The sequence below is a fragment of the Sphingopyxis sp. BSNA05 genome, from assembly GCF_013265645.1.
Classification (GTDB): domain Bacteria; phylum Pseudomonadota; class Alphaproteobacteria; order Sphingomonadales; family Sphingomonadaceae; genus Parasphingorhabdus.
In genome coordinates this window covers 1-17,737 of sequence record NZ_PYIA01000119.1, presented here as the reverse complement: position 1 = coordinate 17,737, position 17,737 = coordinate 1, and the positions used below count along the sequence as shown (strand labels likewise).

At 61.3% G+C, this 17,737-nt stretch carries 14 protein-coding genes and 5 pseudogenes; 6 read left to right on the top strand and 13 right to left on the bottom strand.

What is annotated here, in order from left to right:
• Positions 1-135 precede the first annotated feature (135 nt).
• The 3 genes and pseudogenes from C8024_RS21960 to C8024_RS20390 form a co-directional block, all read left to right on the top strand.
• Positions 136-434: pseudogene (locus tag C8024_RS21960) on the top strand (acyl-CoA dehydrogenase family protein); the annotation flags it as partial.
• Positions 408-1,046: an acyl-CoA dehydrogenase family protein gene (locus C8024_RS14270; protein WP_254305945.1), complete on the top strand. Its 639-nt coding sequence runs from the start codon at positions 408-410 to the stop codon at positions 1,044-1,046. The pseudogene C8024_RS21960 and the gene C8024_RS14270, both read left to right, overlap by 27 nt.
• Positions 1,031-1,324: an acyl-CoA dehydrogenase family protein gene (locus tag C8024_RS20390; RefSeq protein ID WP_367947354.1), complete on the top strand. Its 294-nt coding sequence runs from the start codon at positions 1,031-1,033 to the stop codon at positions 1,322-1,324. Before C8024_RS14270 ends, C8024_RS20390 begins: the two co-directional genes overlap by 16 nt.
• Positions 1,325-1,340: 16 nt before the next feature.
• On the opposite strand, the gene eda is transcribed toward C8024_RS20390, so the two are convergent.
• The 10 genes and pseudogenes from eda to C8024_RS20375 form a co-directional block, all read right to left on the bottom strand.
• Positions 1,341-1,910, bottom strand: coding sequence for a bifunctional 4-hydroxy-2-oxoglutarate aldolase/2-dehydro-3-deoxy-phosphogluconate aldolase (gene eda / locus C8024_RS14265; RefSeq protein ID WP_173206365.1), 570 nt, complete (start codon positions 1,908-1,910; stop codon positions 1,341-1,343).
• On the bottom strand, positions 1,907-2,878 hold the full coding sequence (gene glk, locus C8024_RS14260; RefSeq protein ID WP_173206362.1) for a glucokinase: 972 nt from the start codon (positions 2,876-2,878) through the stop codon (positions 1,907-1,909). Before glk ends, eda begins: the two co-directional genes overlap by 4 nt.
• Before the next feature lie 2 nt (positions 2,879-2,880).
• Positions 2,881-4,698: pseudogene (edd, locus tag C8024_RS14255) on the bottom strand (phosphogluconate dehydratase).
• A complete protein-coding gene (locus C8024_RS14250) occupies positions 4,695-5,330 on the bottom strand; it encodes a 6-phosphogluconolactonase (RefSeq protein ID WP_100093737.1) in 636 nt (211 codons plus the stop codon). The pseudogene edd and the gene C8024_RS14250 overlap by 4 nt, the downstream one beginning before the upstream one ends.
• Positions 5,323-6,786, bottom strand: coding sequence for a glucose-6-phosphate dehydrogenase (zwf, locus tag C8024_RS14245; RefSeq protein ID WP_173206359.1), 1,464 nt, complete (start codon positions 6,784-6,786; stop codon positions 5,323-5,325). Before zwf ends, C8024_RS14250 begins: the two co-directional genes overlap by 8 nt.
• Positions 6,787-6,866: 80 nt before the next feature.
• Complete coding sequence (locus tag C8024_RS14240) at positions 6,867-8,144, bottom strand: sugar MFS transporter (RefSeq protein WP_173206356.1); 1,278 nt, start codon at positions 8,142-8,144, stop codon at positions 6,867-6,869.
• A gap of 40 nt (positions 8,145-8,184) precedes the next feature.
• The gene (locus C8024_RS20385) at positions 8,185-8,409 is read right to left on the bottom strand and encodes a putative glycoside hydrolase (RefSeq protein ID WP_217272214.1); all 225 of its coding nucleotides are present in this window, start codon (positions 8,407-8,409) and stop codon (positions 8,185-8,187) included.
• Positions 8,322-8,675: a putative glycoside hydrolase gene (locus C8024_RS21955; RefSeq protein ID WP_254305948.1), complete on the bottom strand. Its 354-nt coding sequence runs from the start codon at positions 8,673-8,675 to the stop codon at positions 8,322-8,324. Before C8024_RS21955 ends, C8024_RS20385 begins: the two co-directional genes overlap by 88 nt.
• Before the next feature lie 204 nt (positions 8,676-8,879).
• Positions 8,880-9,203, bottom strand: a pseudogene (locus C8024_RS21950) (glycoside hydrolase family 3 C-terminal domain-containing protein); the annotation flags it as partial.
• Positions 9,101-10,504, bottom strand: coding sequence for a glycoside hydrolase family 3 protein (locus C8024_RS20375; protein ID WP_254305947.1), 1,404 nt, complete (start codon positions 10,502-10,504; stop codon positions 9,101-9,103). The pseudogene C8024_RS21950 and the gene C8024_RS20375, both read right to left, overlap by 103 nt.
• A gap of 578 nt (positions 10,505-11,082) precedes the next feature.
• Here C8024_RS20375 and C8024_RS14230 point away from each other — a divergent pair.
• The 3 genes from C8024_RS14230 (at position 11,083) to C8024_RS23580 (ending at position 15,695) form a co-directional block, all read left to right on the top strand.
• Positions 11,083-13,812: a TonB-dependent receptor gene (locus C8024_RS14230; protein WP_217272211.1), complete on the top strand. Its 2,730-nt coding sequence runs from the start codon at positions 11,083-11,085 to the stop codon at positions 13,810-13,812.
• The gene (locus C8024_RS21945) at positions 13,716-14,018 is read left to right on the top strand and encodes a hypothetical protein (protein ID WP_367947355.1); all 303 of its coding nucleotides are present in this window, start codon (positions 13,716-13,718) and stop codon (positions 14,016-14,018) included. The genes C8024_RS14230 and C8024_RS21945 overlap by 97 nt, the downstream gene beginning before the upstream one ends.
• 84 nt (positions 14,019-14,102) lie before the next feature.
• A complete protein-coding gene (locus tag C8024_RS23580; protein WP_367947353.1) occupies positions 14,103-15,695 on the top strand; it encodes a tryptophan halogenase family protein in 1,593 nt (530 codons plus the stop codon).
• Positions 15,696-15,770: 75 nt separating this feature from the next.
• On the opposite strand, the pseudogene C8024_RS23575 reads toward C8024_RS23580, so the two are convergent.
• From C8024_RS23575 to C8024_RS14215, 3 genes and pseudogenes are all read right to left on the bottom strand, one after another.
• A pseudogene (locus tag C8024_RS23575) lies at positions 15,771-16,994 on the bottom strand (MFS transporter); the annotation flags it as partial.
• Positions 16,991-17,500 carry a substrate-binding domain-containing protein gene (locus tag C8024_RS14220; protein WP_254305943.1) on the bottom strand — a complete coding sequence of 170 codons (510 nt, stop codon included), beginning with the start codon at positions 17,498-17,500 and terminating at the stop codon, positions 16,991-16,993. The gene C8024_RS14220 and the pseudogene C8024_RS23575, both read right to left, overlap by 4 nt.
• Positions 17,497-17,737 (bottom strand): annotated as a pseudogene (locus tag C8024_RS14215) (alanine racemase); the annotation flags it as partial. The gene C8024_RS14220 and the pseudogene C8024_RS14215, both read right to left, overlap by 4 nt.

The window sequence follows — 17,737 nt, the reverse complement described above, 5'->3', positions numbered from 1 at the left end:
GGTCCGGTGAGGGTCAGGGTGCGAAAGGTCTGCCGCATAATTGAATTATAACGGCAGTTCACATTTTGCCGGATTAGTGCACAGTCACCGCCATGAAAGCCGTGATCACGGCAGCGAAGGAAAGAGGGCGATATCATGAAACTGGGTCACGACACCGCATTGCAGGCCTTTCGCGAGAAGATAAGATCCTATTTCCAGCAGGACTATCCGCAGGATATCCTGGCAAAAGTTGCTTCGGGTGCAAGCCTGACCACCGCCGAGGTCCGCCGCGCCGAGATGGCGCTGGGCGAGCGGGGCTGGCTGGCGAGCGCCTGGCCGGAGGAATATGGCGGTCCGGGCTGGTCGATCGAGGAGCAATATATTTTGACGAGGAACTGGAGCGGGCCGGTGCGCCGACGGTCACGCCAATGGGTGTCGTCTATGTCGGTCCGGTGATCTACACATTTGGCAGCGACGAGCAGAAAGCCCGCTGGCTGGGCGGGATTGGCGACGGGTCGGTCGGCTGGGCGCAAGGCTATAGCGAACCCGAAGCGGGCTCCGATCTGGCCTCCCTGCAATTTTCCGCGGTCCGGGACGGCGACGAATATATTCTCAACGGCACGAAAATCTGGACCTCGGCGGCCCAGCATGCGGACTGGATCTTCCTGCTGACCCGCACCGCGCGCGAAGCGAAGAAACAGATGGGCATCACCTTCATCTGCTGCAAGCTCGACCAGCCCGGCGTGACAGTGAAGCCGATCATCACCATCGACGGCAAATATTATCTCAGCCAGTGCGATTTTGTCGATGTCCGGGTCCCGGTCGGCAACCGTATCGGCGAGGAGGGCAAGGGCTGGTCCTATTCGCAATATCTGCTGGGCAACGAGCGCACCTCCTACGCGCGGATCGGCGGCAAGCGGAAACAACTGGCCGATGTCCGTGCGATCGCGTCGCAAATTCCGACGGGCGGCAACCAGCGGCTGATCGATGACGGCTTTTTGCGAGCCGCCTGTGCGAAGCGGAAACGCGGCTCGACGCGCTGGAAATCACCGTGCTCCGGGTGCTGACCGCGGTTCGTGATGGCGGGACGCCGGGCAACGAGGCCTCGATCCTCAAGATCATGGCGACCGATCTGGCGCAGGAGATTACCACCCTGTTTCTGGAAGCCGCGGCCGAGCACGGCAACCGCAAATTTGCCGACAGCGTCAGCCCGGAATGGACCGGGGATGCCGCCTTCGCCGCGCCCGGTGTCGCCAATTATTTCGGCACCCGCGCGCAGAGCATCTATGGCGGCACGAATGAAATCCAGCGGAACATCATCGCCAAAAGGGTCTTGGGGCTCTAGCCGCTATTGCCTTGCTCTAAAGCGACGGGACCACCCAGCTGCCACCGACGCATAGGACATTGTCCATCGCCTGCCATTGGGGCGCGCTGGCTTCGCTGATCCCGCCGGTCGGGCAGAACAGACATTGTCCGAACGGCCCGCTCAAGGCTTTTAGAGCGGCAATGCCGCCCGCTGCCTCGGCCGGGAAAAATTTGAAATGGTTCAGACCGAGATCCAGCCCGCGCATGATGTCACCCGCAGTGGCGACGCCGGGTAGGAAGGGGATCTCGGCGGCGATTGCGGCGCTGCCGAGCGGCTCGGTCAGGCCGGGGGAAACGATGAATTCGGCGCCTGCGTCGATGGCTGCAGCAAGCGCGTCAGGATTGGTGACGGTGCCGGCGCCGACGACCGCACCGGCAACCTGTTTCATCTCCGCAATGGCTTCCAGCGCACAGGCCGTCCGCAATGTCACTTCGAGCACCGGATAGCCGCTGCTGACCAGCGCTTTTGCGAGCGGCTTCGCGCGGGCAAGATCGTCGATCACCAGCACCGGAATGACCCTGGCCCGACGCATCAGCTGCTCGATCGGTCTGATCTGCCCGGTCATGCGCCATGTTCCTGGATGAAGGCCGCAGCCGCGCCGAGCAGACCGGGTTCGGGATGGGTGATCAGCTTGACCGGCAGGCTTTCCATCAACCCGCGGTAACGGCCCTTGGACGTGAAACGGTCGGCAAAACCGGACGCGGCGACATGATCGGTCAGTCTGAGGCCCAGGCCACCGGCCAGTACGACCGCACCGGCGCCATGGGCCAGCGCTATGTCCCCGGCCACCGATCCCAGTGCCAGAAAGAAACGGTCGAGCGCAGCGATGGCGATGCTGTCATGGCCTTCCAATGCCAGTTTCCACAGCAGCTTGTCGTCGCCGGCGGGCATCGGCCGGTTTTCCATTTCCGACAGCACTTCGAATATGGCGCGCAGGCCAGGACCCGATACGATGCGCTCGACCGACACCCGGCCATGCACGGCGCGTAGCGTTTGCAGGATGCGGTCTTCCACGGCATCGCGCGGAGAAAAATCGCAATGGCCCGCTTCGGTCGCCAGGACCTGGTGCTTGCCGTCCGTGCAGACCAGCGCCGCCACGCCCAGACCGGTGCCCGGGCCTATCACGCTGATCACCCCGGATTGCGGCAGCGCTATGTCCGACCCGGCAATATGCATGAACCGGTCGCTGCCGACCAGAGCAACGGCATGGGCAACCGCCGCGAAATCATTGACCAGCGTATAGCGGTCTACCGCCAGTTTCTCGCAGATTTGCGGCGGTCTGATGATCCACGGATTGTTGGTGAGATTGATCAGCTCGTCGTTGATCGGTGCGGCAACGGCAATGGCCGCGGCGCGGGGTAGCGGGCGGTCCAACTGCTCGCCAAAGACTTCCCATGCAATCTGGAAACTCGGATGATCAGCAGTCGCCAATGTTGTCGGGGCCGAGAGCGACGATATCTCGCCATTCTCTACGTCCGCGATGGCAAAGCGAGCATGGGTGCCGCCGATATCGGCTACGACAATTTCGGCCATGTCTAGAGTCCTGCCTCGGCCAGCATGGCCGAGCCGCCTTTTTCCGCCGGATCGCTGTGGTGGCGCATCATCGCGAACAATTCGCGGCCTGTGCCCATGGCGGGCGGCGGTGGAGCCGCCTGTTCCCGGGCCGTCCATTCTGCCGGATCGACCAGCGCGACAAGCTCGCCTTTCGCCGCGCAGACCCGCACTCGGTCGCCGTCCCGCAGCTTGCCCAGCGGGCCGTCGTGATAGCCTCCGGCGAAATATGGATGGCCGCGGGTATCTTGCCGCTGGCGCCGGACATGCGGCCATCGGTGACGAAGGCGATTTTAAAGCCCTTGTCCTGCAGCACGCCGAGCGGCGAGGTGAGCTTGTGCAGTTCCGGCATGCCATTGGCTGCCGGTCCCTGAAAGCGGACCACGACGATGACATTGCGATCCAGCTCGCCGGCCTTGAAGGCCGTAACCACATCATTCTGGTCGTGGAAAATGGCCGCCGGTGCCTCGATCGTCCAGCGGACGGGGTCGACCGCGCTGACCTTCATCGTTGCCCGGCCGAGATTGCCCTGCAGCAGCTTCATGCCGCCATCGGCCTTGAAGGGGCTGTTCACGGGACGCAATATCGTGTCGTCGGCGCTCTGTTCCGGGGCATCGTCAAAGCGCAATATATCCCCTTCGAGGACCGGCTGCCGTGCGCCCTCGGACAGCGAGCGACCGTAGACGGTCATGATATCATCATGCGCCAGACCCGCGCCGATCAGCTCGCGAATGACATAGGGCATGCCGCCCGCGGCGGTGAAATGGTTCACGTCGCCCGCGCCATTGGGATAGACACTGGCGATCAGCGGAACGGCTGCCGACAGTTCATCCATATCGTCCCAGTCGATCTGGATTCCGGCGGAGCGGGCGATGGCGGGAAGGTGAATCACATGATTGGTCGAGCCACCGGTCGCCAGCAGGCCGACCACGGCGTTGACAATGGCTTTTGCGTCGATGCAGCGGCCCAGCGGGCGGTAATCGTCACCCGCCCAGCCATTGCGGGTCAGCTGATGCGTCGCCGCGCGGGTCAGTTCCTGGCGCAGCTTGGTGCCCGGATTGACGAAGGAGCTGCCGGGCATATGCAGACCCATCATCTCCATCATCATCTGGTTGCTGTTGGCAGTGCCGAAGAAAGTGCAGGTCCCCGCGCCATGATAGCTGGCGCTCTCCGCTTCGAGCAATTCTTCCTCGCCCACCTTGCCCTGCGCGTAGAGCTGCCGCACGCGGACCTTTTCCTTGTTGGCGAGACCCGACGGCATCGGCCCGGCGGGGATCAATAGGGTCGGCAAATGGCCGAAGCGCAGCGCGCCGATCAGCAGGCCGGGAACGATCTTGTCGCAAATGCCGAGCAACAGCGCGCCTTCGAACATGCCATGGGACAGGCGACCGCCGTGCCCATCGCGATGACGTCGCGGCTGAACAGCGAGAGTTCCATGCTGTCCTGCCCCTGGGTGACCCCGTCGCACATCGCCGGCACGCCGCCGGCCACCTGGGCGGTGGCGCCGGCTTCGCGGGCGAAAATCTTGATCTGTTCGGGATAGCGGCCGTAGGCTGATGCGCCGAGAGCATGTCGTTAAAGGCCGTTACAATGCCGATATTCATCGCCTTGCCCGAGCGGATGACGGGCTTGTCCGCGCCGCTGGCGGCAAAGCCGTGGGCGAGATTGCCGCAGGACAGGGTGGGCCGGTGAACGCCGGCGTCGCGGGCGCGGTCGATCAGGTCGAGATAGGCCTTCCGGCTTTCCGCCGACCGGGCGATGATCCGTTCGGTGACTTTCTCGACGACGGGGTGAAGGCTCATGTGCGACTCCAGAAAATGGTGATCGGGCAGCGGGCGGCGGCAAACAGTCTGGCGACCGGCAGATCATTCTCTCCGGCAATGGCTTCATCAAGCACTCGCTTCTTGTCACAACCCCGCACGACCAGCATGATCTCTCTGGCCTGGGTCAGAGCCGCGAGGTTGAGCGACAGGCGCTCGAAAGGCGCTTCGGGTGGCAGGGGATCGGGTCGCGTGCGGATGACGGCGGGCGCACCCCTGGCATTAGGCTCGATGTTCGGAAAGAGCGACGCGATATGGCCATCTGCGCCCATGCCGAGCCAGACCAGATCGAATAACGGCAGCGGCAAACCTTCTTCCAGCTTCGCAACATGGGCAGGCGTCGCATCAAAAGAGGCCTCCAGTCTGCCTTGGTTGCTAGCGGGGTGGTTCGGCGGAACAATGCGCTCGTCGGTCAGCATCAGCGACACTGTGCCCCATGGCAGTGTGCGCCTGGACAATATGTCAAAAATGGGCAGCGGCGTTTTGCCACCGGGAACCGCCAGCCAGTGATTGCCGGGGCGCTGGATGATCGCGCCAATATGGTCCGCGACCGATTCAGCATCGGCCTTGGCGGCCCAGCAGATCGGGGCGGTTATGTCCTCGGCCTCACTCATGCCAGCTCACTCCGTCGCGTTCGGTCAGCGCAATGGCTGCCGATGGTCCCCAGCTTCCTGCGCCATAGGATTTCGGTTTCATGTCATTCTTGTGCCATGTCTCGCGAATGGCATCGACCCAGCGCCACTGGGCCTCGACCTCGTCGCGGCGCACGAACAATGTGGGGTCGCCGTCGATCAGATCGAGCAGCAGCCGCTCATAGGCGATCCGCTTGCGCGCTTTTGCAAAGGCCTGCGAGAGCGACAGGTCGAGCGGGACCTCGCGCAGCACCACGCCGTCGCGGTCAAGGCCCGGCTCCTTGGCCATCACCTGCAGGCGGACATATTCCTCGGGCTGCAGGCGGATGACCAGGCGGTTGGCATTGAGCCGGCCACCGCGTTCGGCGAAAATATTATGGGGGACGGATTTGAACTGGATCACGATTTCGCTGCGGCGCTCGGACAGGCGTTTGCCGGTGCGCAGGTAGAAGGGCACGCCCTGCCATCGCCAATTATCGATATGCGCTTTGATCGCGACGAATGTCTCGGTGTCGGAACTCTCGCCCAGATCGTCGGCATAGCTGGTTACAGCGCCGCCTTTGACCGCGCCCTCGCCATATTGGCCGCGGACCATTTCCTCCGCCGTGACCGGGCGCAGGCTGCGCAGCACCTTCACCTTCTCGTCGCGGATGGACGTGGCATCAAGACTGGCCGGTGCCTCCATGGCGGTGAGCGCGAGCAGCTGGAGCATATGGTTCTGGACCATATCGCGCAAAGCGCCGGTATCGTCGTAAAAGCCGTGACGCCCCTCCAGGCCGACGGTTTCCGATACGGTGATTTCCACATGGTCGATGCCATTGGCGTTCCACAAGGGCTCGAACATCATATTGGCAAAGCGCAGCGCCATCAGGTTCTGGACCGTTTCCTTGCCGAGATAATGGTCTATCCGGAATGTCTGATCCTCGGTGAAGGCCGCAGCCACCGCGTCGTTGATCAGGCCAGATGTTTCCAGATCATGGCCGAGCGGCTTTTCCAGGCCAATCCGGACATTGTCTCCTGTCAGTCCGGCAGAATCGAGACCGGCGATGGTGGCCTCGAACAGCGATGGCGCGGTCGAGAGAAAAATTGCCAGTCCGCCGGATATGTCGCCGAGCTTGCCGGACAGCGCATCATATCCTTCGCTCTTCCGTGCATCCAGCGGCTGGTAGGACAGGCGCTCGAGGAAGGATTGTAACTGCCCGTTGCCCTTGCGATCCTCCGGCAGATATTCCGACAGGGCTTCTGCCGCCAGGGCGCGATAGTCCTCGTCCGACATCTCGCTGCGCGCGGTCCCGACGATCCGCAGGTCCGGCGCGATCAGGCCATCCTCGTGCAGGGCAAAGAGCGAAGGCAGAAGCATGCGTTTTGCCAGATCACCGGTCGCTCCGAAAAGCAGCAAGCGGGACGATATGCCGCTATTCTCTGTGGCTTTGGTCACAATATTTTCCCGTATGTCAAATGGCACCTGTACCAGTCATGGCTGCAAGCGACAACGACCCGCATCCGGCTGCCGGAAATCTACCTCCGGGCCGCATAGAGGCCGTACCAGGCGATGACGGCGTAGCAGCCCATCGGCACGACCAGCGCCACGGCGAGCCCTCCGGCATCGGCGACCACGCCGGTCAGCAGCGGAATGATCGCGCCACCGACGATGGCGGTGCAGAGCAGGCCGGAGGCTTGCGGTGCCTCTTCGTCCAGTCCTTCTGTCGCGAGACTGAAAATGGTCGGGAACATGATCGAGTTGGCGAGGCCGACTGCGACCAGCGAATAGGCGGACAGTTCGCCGGTCGAGACCGCCGAGACGATATTGAGCAATATCGCCGCTGCGGCAAAAAGCGCGAGCAGCAGGCCGGGTCTGGTCAGGCGCAGCAGGAAGCCGCCCATCAATCGTCCGATCAGCGCACCCAGCCAGTAATAGGACAGCATGATGCCGGCAGAACGCGGATCGAGCGCCAGCGTCCTGTCGTCTCCGAGATAGTTGACCATGATGCTGGCAATTGCGACTTCCGCGCCAACATAGAGGAAGATGCAGACCACGCCAAAGCGCAAGCGGGCATTGCTGCGCAGCAGGGCGAAGCTGCCGGTCATCTTCACTTCCTCGACCTTCTGGCGCTCGATGAAATTGCGCGCAAACCAGAACATCACGGCGATCAGCGCAAGGACGATGGCAAGGCCGATATAGCTGTGGCCGATGACCGTCGTTTCTGCGACCCGATAGGCTTTCAGCGCCTCTCCGGTGAGCGTCGAGCCATCGGTTTCTGCGGTCTCGCCGAGAATGATTTCCGCCCCGAAGCGGACCATCAGGAAGACGCCGACCGAATTGAAAAATTGCGCGAAGGTCAGGCGGCTATGCGCGGTTTCCGGGCTGCCGAGCGACAGGATCAGCGGATTGACCGCGACCTGTAGCAGGGTGATGCCGCCGCCGAGCATGAACAGGGCCGCGAGAAAGGATCCAAACAGGCCCGAATAGGCGGCCGGGAGGAACAGCAGGCAGGAAACAGCCATGATCCCGAAGCCGAGGACAATGCCGCGAAAATAGCCGAGCTTTTTCATCACGATACCGGCAGGGATAGAGAAAATGGCATAGCTGGTGAAAAAGGCGAACTGCACCAGCATCGCCTGCGCATAGTTGAGCGAGAACAGGCCCTTGAGTTTCGGGATCAGCACATCGTTCAGATTGGTTATCCCGCCGAACAGGAAAAATATCGCCACCACCAATATCAGGACGCCGCGCGTCTCGAGTTTCGAACCCTCTGCCGGCGCAGCGGCTGGCGCGCCTGTTGCCTCAATCGTCATTATCTCTCTCCTGCCTGTCTCTTGTTCTTATCGTTCATATTCATTCGCAGTCCAATATCCTGTCGGCCACCGTCCCCACCGCGACCCGCGACAGACTGAATTTGACGGCACCGCTTGTGGAAATCTGGAAGGGCGCGTCCAGCTTGCTGACATCGGCACCCGCATTGGCGAAACATTTCAGCGACAGGCCGACGGTCTGCCATTCGCCGGCCTGCAGCGCGTCAAGACCGCCGGGTGCGACGCTCCGCCGCAGCCCGGACCGCATTGCATCGAAAATAGGAGCGGCGCGCTGCCCTTTTCGTCATAGCGCATCGTCACCAGCAACAGCACGTCGCCATTGGTCTCCCGGCTGATATCGATCGGCGCATGGGTCACCAGCTCGATCAGGGCAGGGCCGCTGCCATCGGTGGTGAATTGGCGCGCGCCCTCTTGCGTCAGATGGTCGACCGCCCGGACCTCTACCCGGCCATCGACGGCTTCCACCGGCGTGGTGGTGATGCGGGTCCGGTCCGACTCGCCATCCGAGACCATCAGCGACCAGGAAGCGGTGGGCAGACCCTTGTCGAAAAACAGTCCGGCGCTGGTCTCCTCTTCGGCGACGCCGGAAATTTCCGGCAACACAGGCACGTCGGAAACAGCGTCCGTGGTCAAACCATAGTCCAGATCGAACAGGCGGGGACCCAATGCGTCGGCGGTCATCGGCCAGCTGAAGCTTAGTCTCCCCTCGAATTCATGGGCCAGATTGCCGTCCTCGTCGCGGAACAGCATGTCTGCCACGCCGCCGCCCTCGGAGCCGGGCAGCCAGGCCGCGACAAAGGCGTCGGACGCATTGATTTCCGGATTGGTCCAGAGGGGCCGCCCGGTGAGAAAGACGGATACGACCGGAATGCCCTGTGCTTTCAGCTTGCGCATCGTCGCCAGAGGACCCTTGAGTTCCGGCTTGAGCTGCAGCGTTTTCAGGTCACCCTGGAATTCGGCATAGGGGGTTTCGCCAAAGACGACGATCGCTGCATCCGGCTTTTGCTCGTAGCTGCCGTCGGGCGCGTGACGGGCCGTGCCGCCGGCAGCGGTGACGGCATCGCTGATGCCCTGCCAGATCGAGGTCGCCCCGGAAATTTGTCGTTCGAAATTCCGGTGCCCTGCCAGGTCAGCGTCCAGCCACCCGACGCGCGGCCGATATCATCGGCGCCATCGCCGGCGACAAGAATATGGCTCTTCGGGCTGAGCGGCAATATCTGCCCATTGTTCTTGATAAGAACCAGCGACTTGCGCACCGCTTCCCGTGCCAGCGCGCGGTGATCCGCGCTGCCGAGAAGATCATAGCGTCCGGAATGGGGGCGACTCGACGGGCGTCCGGCTTCAAACAGTCCGGCCCGGATCTTGACGCGCAATATATTGGCAACCGCGTCGTCCAGCCGGGCCATGGGCACGGTGCCGTCCTTCGCCTGTTTCACCAGGCTGTGATAGAGCGGCTTCCAGGTATCCGGAGCCATATACATGTCGAGCCCGGCGTTGATCGCCTGCGGGCAGCTGGCATTGGTGCATCCCTGTATCTGGCCGTGGGCGTTCCAGTCGCTGACCACGAAACCGCCAAAGCGCATGCGCTCCTTCAATACGTCGGTTAGCAGGCCCTTGTGGCCGGTGATCTTCTTGCCGTTCCAGCTGGAGAAGCTCGCCATGATTGTCTGTACGCCGGCGTTGATGGCCGGAACATAAGGCGTGCCGTGGACATCGCGCAATTCGGTCTCGCTGATCCGCGCGTCGCCCTGATCGCGGCCTTCAAATGTGCCGCCATCAGCAAGAAAATGCTTGGTGCTGGCGAGTACATGGGGCCCGTTCAAGATCGGCTCGTCGCTGGAGACTCCCTGCAGCCCTCGGATGAACCGGCCGACATAGCTGGCGACCAGAGCGGGGTCCTGCGAATAGCCTTCATAGGCGCGGCCCCAGCGGCCGTCCTGCGGCACGGTTATGGTCGGCGCGAAGGTCCACTCCATTCCGGTCGAGCGCAATTCGAGAGCGGTCGCCTGGGCGATTCGTTCCAGCAATTCCGGATCGCGCATCGCGCCGAGGCCGACATTGTGCGGGAAGAGGGTCGCGCCGACGATATTGCTGTGGCCGTGCACCGCGTCGGTGCCCCAGATGATCGGTATGGCGGTGCGTCCGCCGCTGGTGTCGACCGATGCATCATAAAAGGCGTCGGCCAGTGCCAGCCATTTCTCCGGCGGCGCGAATTCGTCTCCGCCCGGAGCCGAATTGCCGCCGTTGAGAATCGACCCGAGATGATAGCGTTTCGCTTCTTCCGGCGTGACGCTGGCGATATCCGCCTGGATGACCTGGCCGACTTTTTCCTCGATCGTCATGCGGGCGAGCAGCGATTCGATACGCGATTCGACAGCGGCATCCTCGGCATAAGGCCAATCGGCCTGTGGCCAGATGTCAGGATGGACGGTCGCGGCCGCATCATCGGGCGTGACGGCGATTTTTTCCACCGGCAGCGGAGTGCTCACGCATGCCGGGATCATGGTCAGGGCCAGCAGCGGGCCGGCGATTCTGTGGTACGCATTACAGGTCAATTACATATCCTCCCACAAGGTCTTTGCTACTTTCGAGTAGTCTTCCAACCGGCCAATACATATTTTTGACAACGTTATCAATCAAATTTGACAACCTTGTCATTTTTGCGTTGACAGCGTTATCAATTTCTTGCAGATCAATATGCGAGATGGACTTGTCTGAGTCCATTGGCGCAACTGGGGCGTGCACTTTGCCCTTTTACGTATCTGCAAGCCACAACGGCTGCAGATGATTTAAAATGGATGATTTCGCGGAAAAGCGTTACATTCGGGAGGATGATAGAATGATCGGTACCAGAAATATATCTCGTCGTGCTTTGATGGCTGCTGCTTCCCTATATGCATTGGGAAGCGCCGGCACTGCCATGGCCCAGGATGCTCCCGCTCCGGCTCCGGAAGCGGAAGCCGCCGAGACGGATGAGAATATCATCATCGTCAGCGGTTTCCGGGCTTCGCTGGAAAACGCGCTGGTCGCCAAACGCGATTCAAACCTGATCATTGAATCGGTGACGGCGGAAGATATCGGCAAATTCCCGGATCAGAATATCGCCGAGTCGCTGCAGCGCCTTCCCGGTGTCCAGATCGACCGCGAAAATGGGCAGGGAACCAAGGTTCGTATCCGCGGCCTCGATCAGAATCTGACGCTCCTTAATGGTGATCTGTTTGTCAGTGGCCAGGAAACCTTCAAGGTCGGCGAGGGCAATTTCGTCCGCAATGACTCGCTGGAAGGCGTGCCATCGGAACTGATCGGCGGCGTCGAGGTGTTCAAGTCACCCAATGCCTCTCTGATCGAAGGCGGTCTTGGCGGTATCGTCAATCTGAAGACACGCAGCGCGCTGGACATGAAAGACGGGTTCACCATCGCCGGCAACGCCCGTTTGAACAAGGGCACGGAAATCAGCGGGTGGGAACCGACCGGAGCGCTGATCGCGGGTTATAATTTCAATGACCAGCTGGGTATCATCGCCTCGTTCAGCTATGACAAGACCAACGACCATCACAATGTGCTCGGCGGGGAAAATCGCGGCAACTGGGCCTTTGCTGCCGGTCGCCGGGACACGGCAACCACGCCGACCAACTATTATGCGCCGGAATATCGCTATATAACCGATCGCGATCAATATCGCCGGCGCTGGGGTGCTTCGCTTGGCCTCAACTATCGCCCGACCGACGAACTGGAGCTTAGCGCAACCTATATCCACTCCGATCTGAAAGTGGACACCCGCGAGGCCTCGGCCAAATTCCCGTTCGGTCAGGGGGAATTGCTGCAACTCAGCTCTGACGCCGTAATCGACTCCGACGGCGTCTTGCAGAGCGGCACCGTGCAGGCGAATTCGGCCGAGGTTATCTCGCTGGTTGATGTTACGAATATCAAGTCGGACAATCTGCAGTTCGGCATCGACTGGGACAATGGCAGCAATTTCCGCGCCAGTATCGCAGCCAATTATTCCACCGCAGACCTCAATCGCGAAGTGGCCAATGCCGACGTGCGCTACACCCAATATGGCATTCGCCAGACCGATCCGGGCGGTGCCCTGATCGACGGGGTGCCCGGCAATCCGGCTGCCCCGGCGACCTGGGATTTCACCTATGACAATGGCAAGTTCCCGGTCTTCGGCTTCGGCGCCGGAACCGCCGACGATCTGTTCACCAATCCGGCCAACGGCTATTTCAAGTCGCACTGGGCTTTTGGCGACCGGTCCAAGGTGGACGGCCATTCGATCAAGGCTGATTTCGCCTATGATGTGGACAATAGCGATGACAACACGATCACGCTGAGCGCAGGCTTCCGTTATGGCCAGCGCACCGTCGAGTTCGGTTCAGGACGCTATCTGGCGGACTTGTCCGGCAAAGGTGAACTGGATGCGACGGCGATTCCGGAATCCGAGCGTGAAGACAATTTCCAGTATAACTGGACGCCTTATGGTTATTTCCAGGACGGTGCGATCGGTTTCAAAATCTGTGATTTGCCAGAGGCCAACAAGCCTGCAGCCTTCGCCGGTTGCTCCCGCTTTGGTAACTCACCTGCTGTCAACACGCCGTTCCAGTCCTTCCTCTCCAATCCGGAGCGGGTTGAAACGATCAAGAATTTTGCTGGTGGCGGCAATATTCCGGGCGACAGTATCTCGGTTCAGGACCGGTCGCAGATGACCGATGCTCTCGGCTGGCTGCAAGCGCTATATCCGGATACGCCGATCAGCTATTTCGAGGATCCACTCCAGGCCTATCTGGTCAAGGAAGAAACGAAGTCCGGCTATATCATGGCAGATATGGGCGGAGCGGATGATCCCTATCATATCAATGTCGGTCTGCGGGTCGTGAACACCAGATTGCGGGTCGACCAGAACCAGCCGTCCAATGCCGATCCCAGCTATTGGGGTACCGACAGCTGGAACGGCGTTTTGCGCGACTTCCAGACGGATACCATTGTCCGCAGCACGACCGATTTCCTGCCGAGCATCAACGCGGTGGTCGACATTGCCGATGACAAGAAGCTCCGTTTCTCCGCCGCGCGCGTGGTGGCACGTCAAGCGCTCGATGACCTGGGTCGCGGATTCTCTACACAGTTTACCCGAGATTCCACTGTTGGATCGCCGACCGAGAACTTGTTTCTGTTTACCAACGGGTCACGGGGCAATGCCGAGCTGGAGCCGTTCCGCGCCTATCAGTTCGATCTGGCCTATGAAATGTACTTTGGTCGGCAAGGCCTGCTTTCGGTTGGTGCCTTCTGGAAAGAAGTCGACTCCTTCATCGTCACGGAGACCGTTCCGATTTTCGTGAACGATCAGTCGGGCGGTCGATTGGGACCGGTTAGCCAGCCAGCCAATGGCACCGGCGGCCGGGTCCGGGGTTTCGAGGTTGCCGGCCAATATGCCTTTGACTTCGGTCTGGGCTTCACTGCCAACTACACATTCTCGGATACAAAACCGATGGCTTCAACGATTTTGACAGCAATCTGGCCTTGCCGGGTGTGTCGAAACATTCGTTCAACAGTCAGATCTATTTCGAAAGAGATGGTTTTGCGGCGCGGGCTTCCTACACGTGGCGATCGAAGCAATATGTCGGAAACTTCGGCTTTGGCGATGGTGGGGTGACGCGCACATTGGGTATCTACCAGCGGTCCTATGGCCAGCTGGACGGACAGATTTCCTATGACTTCAACGAGAATTTCGGCGTGTTTGTCGAAGGTATCAACCTGACGAAGGCAGACCAGTCCGCCTATCTGCAGTTCCCGGAATTGCCATTCCGCTATGAATCGGGATCGCGCAGAATTTACGTCGGCGGCAAATTCAAGTTCTAGTCTCCCTTAGTGCGGGCCGGCATCCCCAATCTTGCCGGCCCGCCTTTTTTATGCCCGTTTGTATATCGGCCTGACTGTTGCTAAATGACGGTCCGGCCGTTGGGAGTGCGGAAACCTGTCATGAGCGAAACGCAGCATATCCGGAAAATCGCGATCGTCGGAGGCGGCACAGCCGGTTGGTCCGCAGCCTGTCTGCTGGGACGTATCTTTGCCCGCGACGACACCGAAATCACGCTGATCGAATCCTCTGCCATTCCCACCGTCGGCGTCGGCGAAGCGACCATCCCGCCGATCTTCGAATTTCTCCAGCTGCTGGAAATTGATCCCGTCGACTTTGTCCGGGAAACCCAGTCCACTTTCAAACTCGCTATCGAATTCCGTGACTGGCTGAAGGTCGGACACAGCTACTGGCATCCGTTCGGCAATTTCGGCCTGACCATCGATCGCCGGCCCTTCCACCATTACTGGTGGAAAAACCAGGCGGAGGGCCATGACGAAAGCGTGGCCGATTTCTGCCCCTCGATCGCGCTCGCCGAAAAGAATAAATTTCTCTTTCCGCCCGCTGACGGACAATTTCCCGGCGGGGCCTTATCCTACGCCCTGCATTTCGACGCCGGTCTTGTCGCCAAATATCTGCGGCAGGTTTCCGAAGGACTGGGCGTCACCCGCCTCGACCGCAAGGTACAGAGCGCAACGCTCAACGATCGTGGCCATATAGGCGAACTGCTGTGCGATGACGGATCGCGGGTGGCCGCCGATCTCTACATTGACTGTTCCGGTTTTCACGGGCTGCTGATCGAACAGAGCCTGAACGCGGGCTATCAGGACTGGACCAACTGGCTGCCTTGTGACCGTGCGGTTGCGGTGCAGAGCGAAGCGGTGTTGCCGCGCACGCCCTATACAATTTCGACGGCAAGAGAGGCGGGCTGGCAATGGCGCATCCCGCTGCAGAACCGGGTCGGCAATGGCTATGTCTATTCAAGCGCCTTCATCAGCGATGCCGATGCGCAAGACCGGCTGGTGAGATCGCTCGACGGCAAAGCGCTGGCCGATCCGCGGGTGATCGGATTTACCGCCGGCCACCGCAAGAAATTCTGGGACGGCAATTGCGTCTCGATAGGCCTGTCCGCCGGTTTTCTCGAGCCGCTGGAATCGACCAGCATCCACCTGATCGTGACCGGCCTCAACCGGCTGCTCGACTATTTCCCCGATCGCAATTTCGATCCCTCGCTGCAGGCCGCCTATAATCGCGAGACACTGACCGAATATGAGCATATTCGCGATTTCCTGCTGCTGCATTATTATCCCAACCAGCGGGTTGGCGAGCCGTTCTGGGATCAGGTCCGCCATGCACCGCTGCCCGACAGTCTGGCGACGAAGATGGAGATGTTCCGCAAGAACGGCCGCATCATATCGCGGCGGCGCGAGCTGTTTCACGATCTGAGCTGGTTCTTTGTCGCGCGCGGCATGGGCATCACGCCCGAAAATTATGATCCGCTGGTGGATATTCCGGATTTTGCCGATGTCCGGGACGTGATGGGGCAGGTGGGGGACGCGGTCGGCCGGCTGGCCGATGCGGCCCCGACCCATGACCAGTTTCTCGACGCGCTGATCACGCCGGGCAACCATCGCCGGCCTGCCTTTCACGCGCCCTCCATCTCGGGCTTTGGCCGCTGAAAATCCCGGTCTAGAAACGCAGGCCGCGCTGGCCTCCGCCCGCCGCTCGCTGGTCGGCCGGTAAAGCAGGATGGCGACACAGCAAATCACCGCCGCCAGAATCATGCCCGGCAGGACCGCGCCGCCCTTGACCGTGGCGTCCGCGCCTCCGGTCAGGGCCAGGCTCAGCGCGATGATCTGCGGGGCCAGCGCCTGCCCCAGCTTGCGGGCGACATTGGACAGGGCATAGACATGGGCCGCGCATCCGGTGCCGTCGGGCAGGGTTTCGATATCGCGAATGGCGATCGGCACCATCGACCAGAACATGATCGACATGCCGCATGTCGCCGCGATGGCGATGGCGAGGGTGATCGTGGCGACGATCAGACCGGAACTGTAGAAAATCGCCAGCATCGCCAGCGCGCCGATGTGCAGCAAAACCGCCCAGATCAAGGTTGCGACCAGACCGACCCGCGCGGAAAGGCTGACCCAGAGCGGTGCGGTGATCAGCAGCGCGGCGGAGGGCAGCAGCGCGGCCCAATAGCCCCATTCGGAATTGCCGAGGTCGCGGTCGAACAGAAACAGGATCGACTTGGCCGTCACGGTCGTGCTCAGTCCGGCCACCACGATCGTCAGCAGCAGCCGGCGTAGCGCTGCATTGCGTCCGACCAAGGCGAAATAATGGGAAATTTCCTGACCGGGGGACAGGGGCGGCATTGGCGGTGCCGCGACCCGCTCCTTCACGCCGATCCAGGTTATGAAGAAACAGGGTTGGGCCAGCAGCCCCAGGATCAGCGCGCCGGCCAGAAATGGCGTATCGTTTCCGGAGGTCAGGGCATAGATGGTCGCCGCAGTCAGCCCGCCGAGGGCTGCTCCCTGCATGCGCAGCCCGGTCAGCTTCAGCTGTTCCGACGGATCGTCGGTGATCCGCGCGGTGAGCACGGCATAAGGAATATTCCCGCAGCCATAGGCAAAGCGCAGTCCGACATGGGTGACCGCAGCATAGATGGCGAGATTATATCCGGCCAGCGGCGGCGAGCGGAAGGCCAGCCACAGCGCGACAGCGATCAGGGGGCCGCTCAGCAACACCCATGATCGCATCGGATAACGGGCGGCCATGCGATCGGCGAGCGCGCCGATGACCGGATCGAAAAGCCAGTCGACCACCGCACCGATCAGGAAAATGCCGGCGGCAATGCCGAGCGGGAGCTGCAATATCTGGATATAGAAGAAGAGCAGATAGAGCTCGATCGACTGCCAGATCAGATTGAAGCCGACATCGCCCGCAGCATAGCTCAGGCGTTCGCGGCGCCGGATCATGACTGGCCGGCGGGTGGCGCGGTCGATTGCCGGACAATCAGCTCGCAGGCATGGGTTTCCAGCATCGCAAAGGGCTTTTTGTCGAGCTTGGCGATCAGCGCGTCGGTGGCATCGCGCGCCATGTCATAGACCGGCTGGTGGACGGTGGTGATGCGCGGCCAGACGATCTGTGCGATCGCGCTGTCGTCAAAGCCGGCGATCGAGACATCGTCGGGCACGCTCAGGCCGAGGTCGCGCGCGGCCATGATCGCCGCGGCGGCCATGTCGTCATTCTGGGCAAAAATCGCGGTCGGCCGGTCGGGCCGGTCGAGCAGCTTGTGGGCTGCGGCCAGACCGGATTCATAGGTATAATAGCCCTGTTCTTCGAGATCCGGTTCATGCGACACGCCCGCGGTCTTCAGCGCGTCGAGAAAGCCGTTCAACCTGGCGCCACTGGACGGGTGGGTCGGGTCACCTTTGATCACGCCGATACGGCGATGGCCGAGTTCCAGCAGATAGGCGGTCATTTTCGTGCCGCCTCGACATCGTCGGTGGTCCGGCTAGGGCCATATTCCAGCGATTCGGTGGGGGCAACGCGGGAAAACGGGAAATTGTGACGGGTCAGTTCGCTGAGCACCTGCGGGTGATCGGACGCGGGCGGGGTCAGGATCACCCCGTCCAGCGCGGCGGCCCGCAATATGCTCATGATCTTGCCGGCGACCTTGGCGACGGATTCCACCGGCAGCACAAGCAGGCGGTATTTT

Coding starts and splice junctions, on each gene's coding strand:
- C8024_RS14270 (WP_254305945.1), top strand. CDS start 408: ATGGGTGTCGTCTATGTCGGTCCGGTGATCTACACATTTGGCAGCGAC.
- eda (WP_173206365.1), bottom strand. CDS start 1,910: ATGACCGGGCAGATCAGACCGATCGAGCAGCTGATGCGTCGGGCCAGG.
- glk (WP_173206362.1), bottom strand. CDS start 2,878: ATGGCCGAAATTGTCGTAGCCGATATCGGCGGCACCCATGCTCGCTTT.
- C8024_RS14250 (WP_100093737.1), bottom strand. CDS start 5,330: ATGAGTGAGGCCGAGGACATAACCGCCCCGATCTGCTGGGCCGCCAAG.
- C8024_RS14240 (WP_173206356.1), bottom strand. CDS start 8,144: ATGACGATTGAGGCAACAGGCGCGCCAGCCGCTGCGCCGGCAGAGGGT.
- C8024_RS20385 (WP_217272214.1), bottom strand. CDS start 8,409: ATGCGGTCCGGGCTGCGGCGGAGCGTCGCACCCGGCGGTCTTGACGCG.
- C8024_RS21955 (WP_254305948.1), bottom strand. CDS start 8,675: ATGGTCTCGGATGGCGAGTCGGACCGGACCCGCATCACCACCACGCCG.
- C8024_RS20375 (WP_254305947.1), bottom strand. CDS start 10,504: ATGACGATCGAGGAAAAAGTCGGCCAGGTCATCCAGGCGGATATCGCC.
- C8024_RS14230 (WP_217272211.1), top strand. CDS start 11,083: ATGGCCCAGGATGCTCCCGCTCCGGCTCCGGAAGCGGAAGCCGCCGAG.
- C8024_RS23580 (WP_367947353.1), top strand. CDS start 14,103: ATGACGGTCCGGCCGTTGGGAGTGCGGAAACCTGTCATGAGCGAAACG.
- C8024_RS14220 (WP_254305943.1), bottom strand. CDS start 17,500: ATGACCGCCTATCTGCTGGAACTCGGCCATCGCCGTATCGGCGTGATC.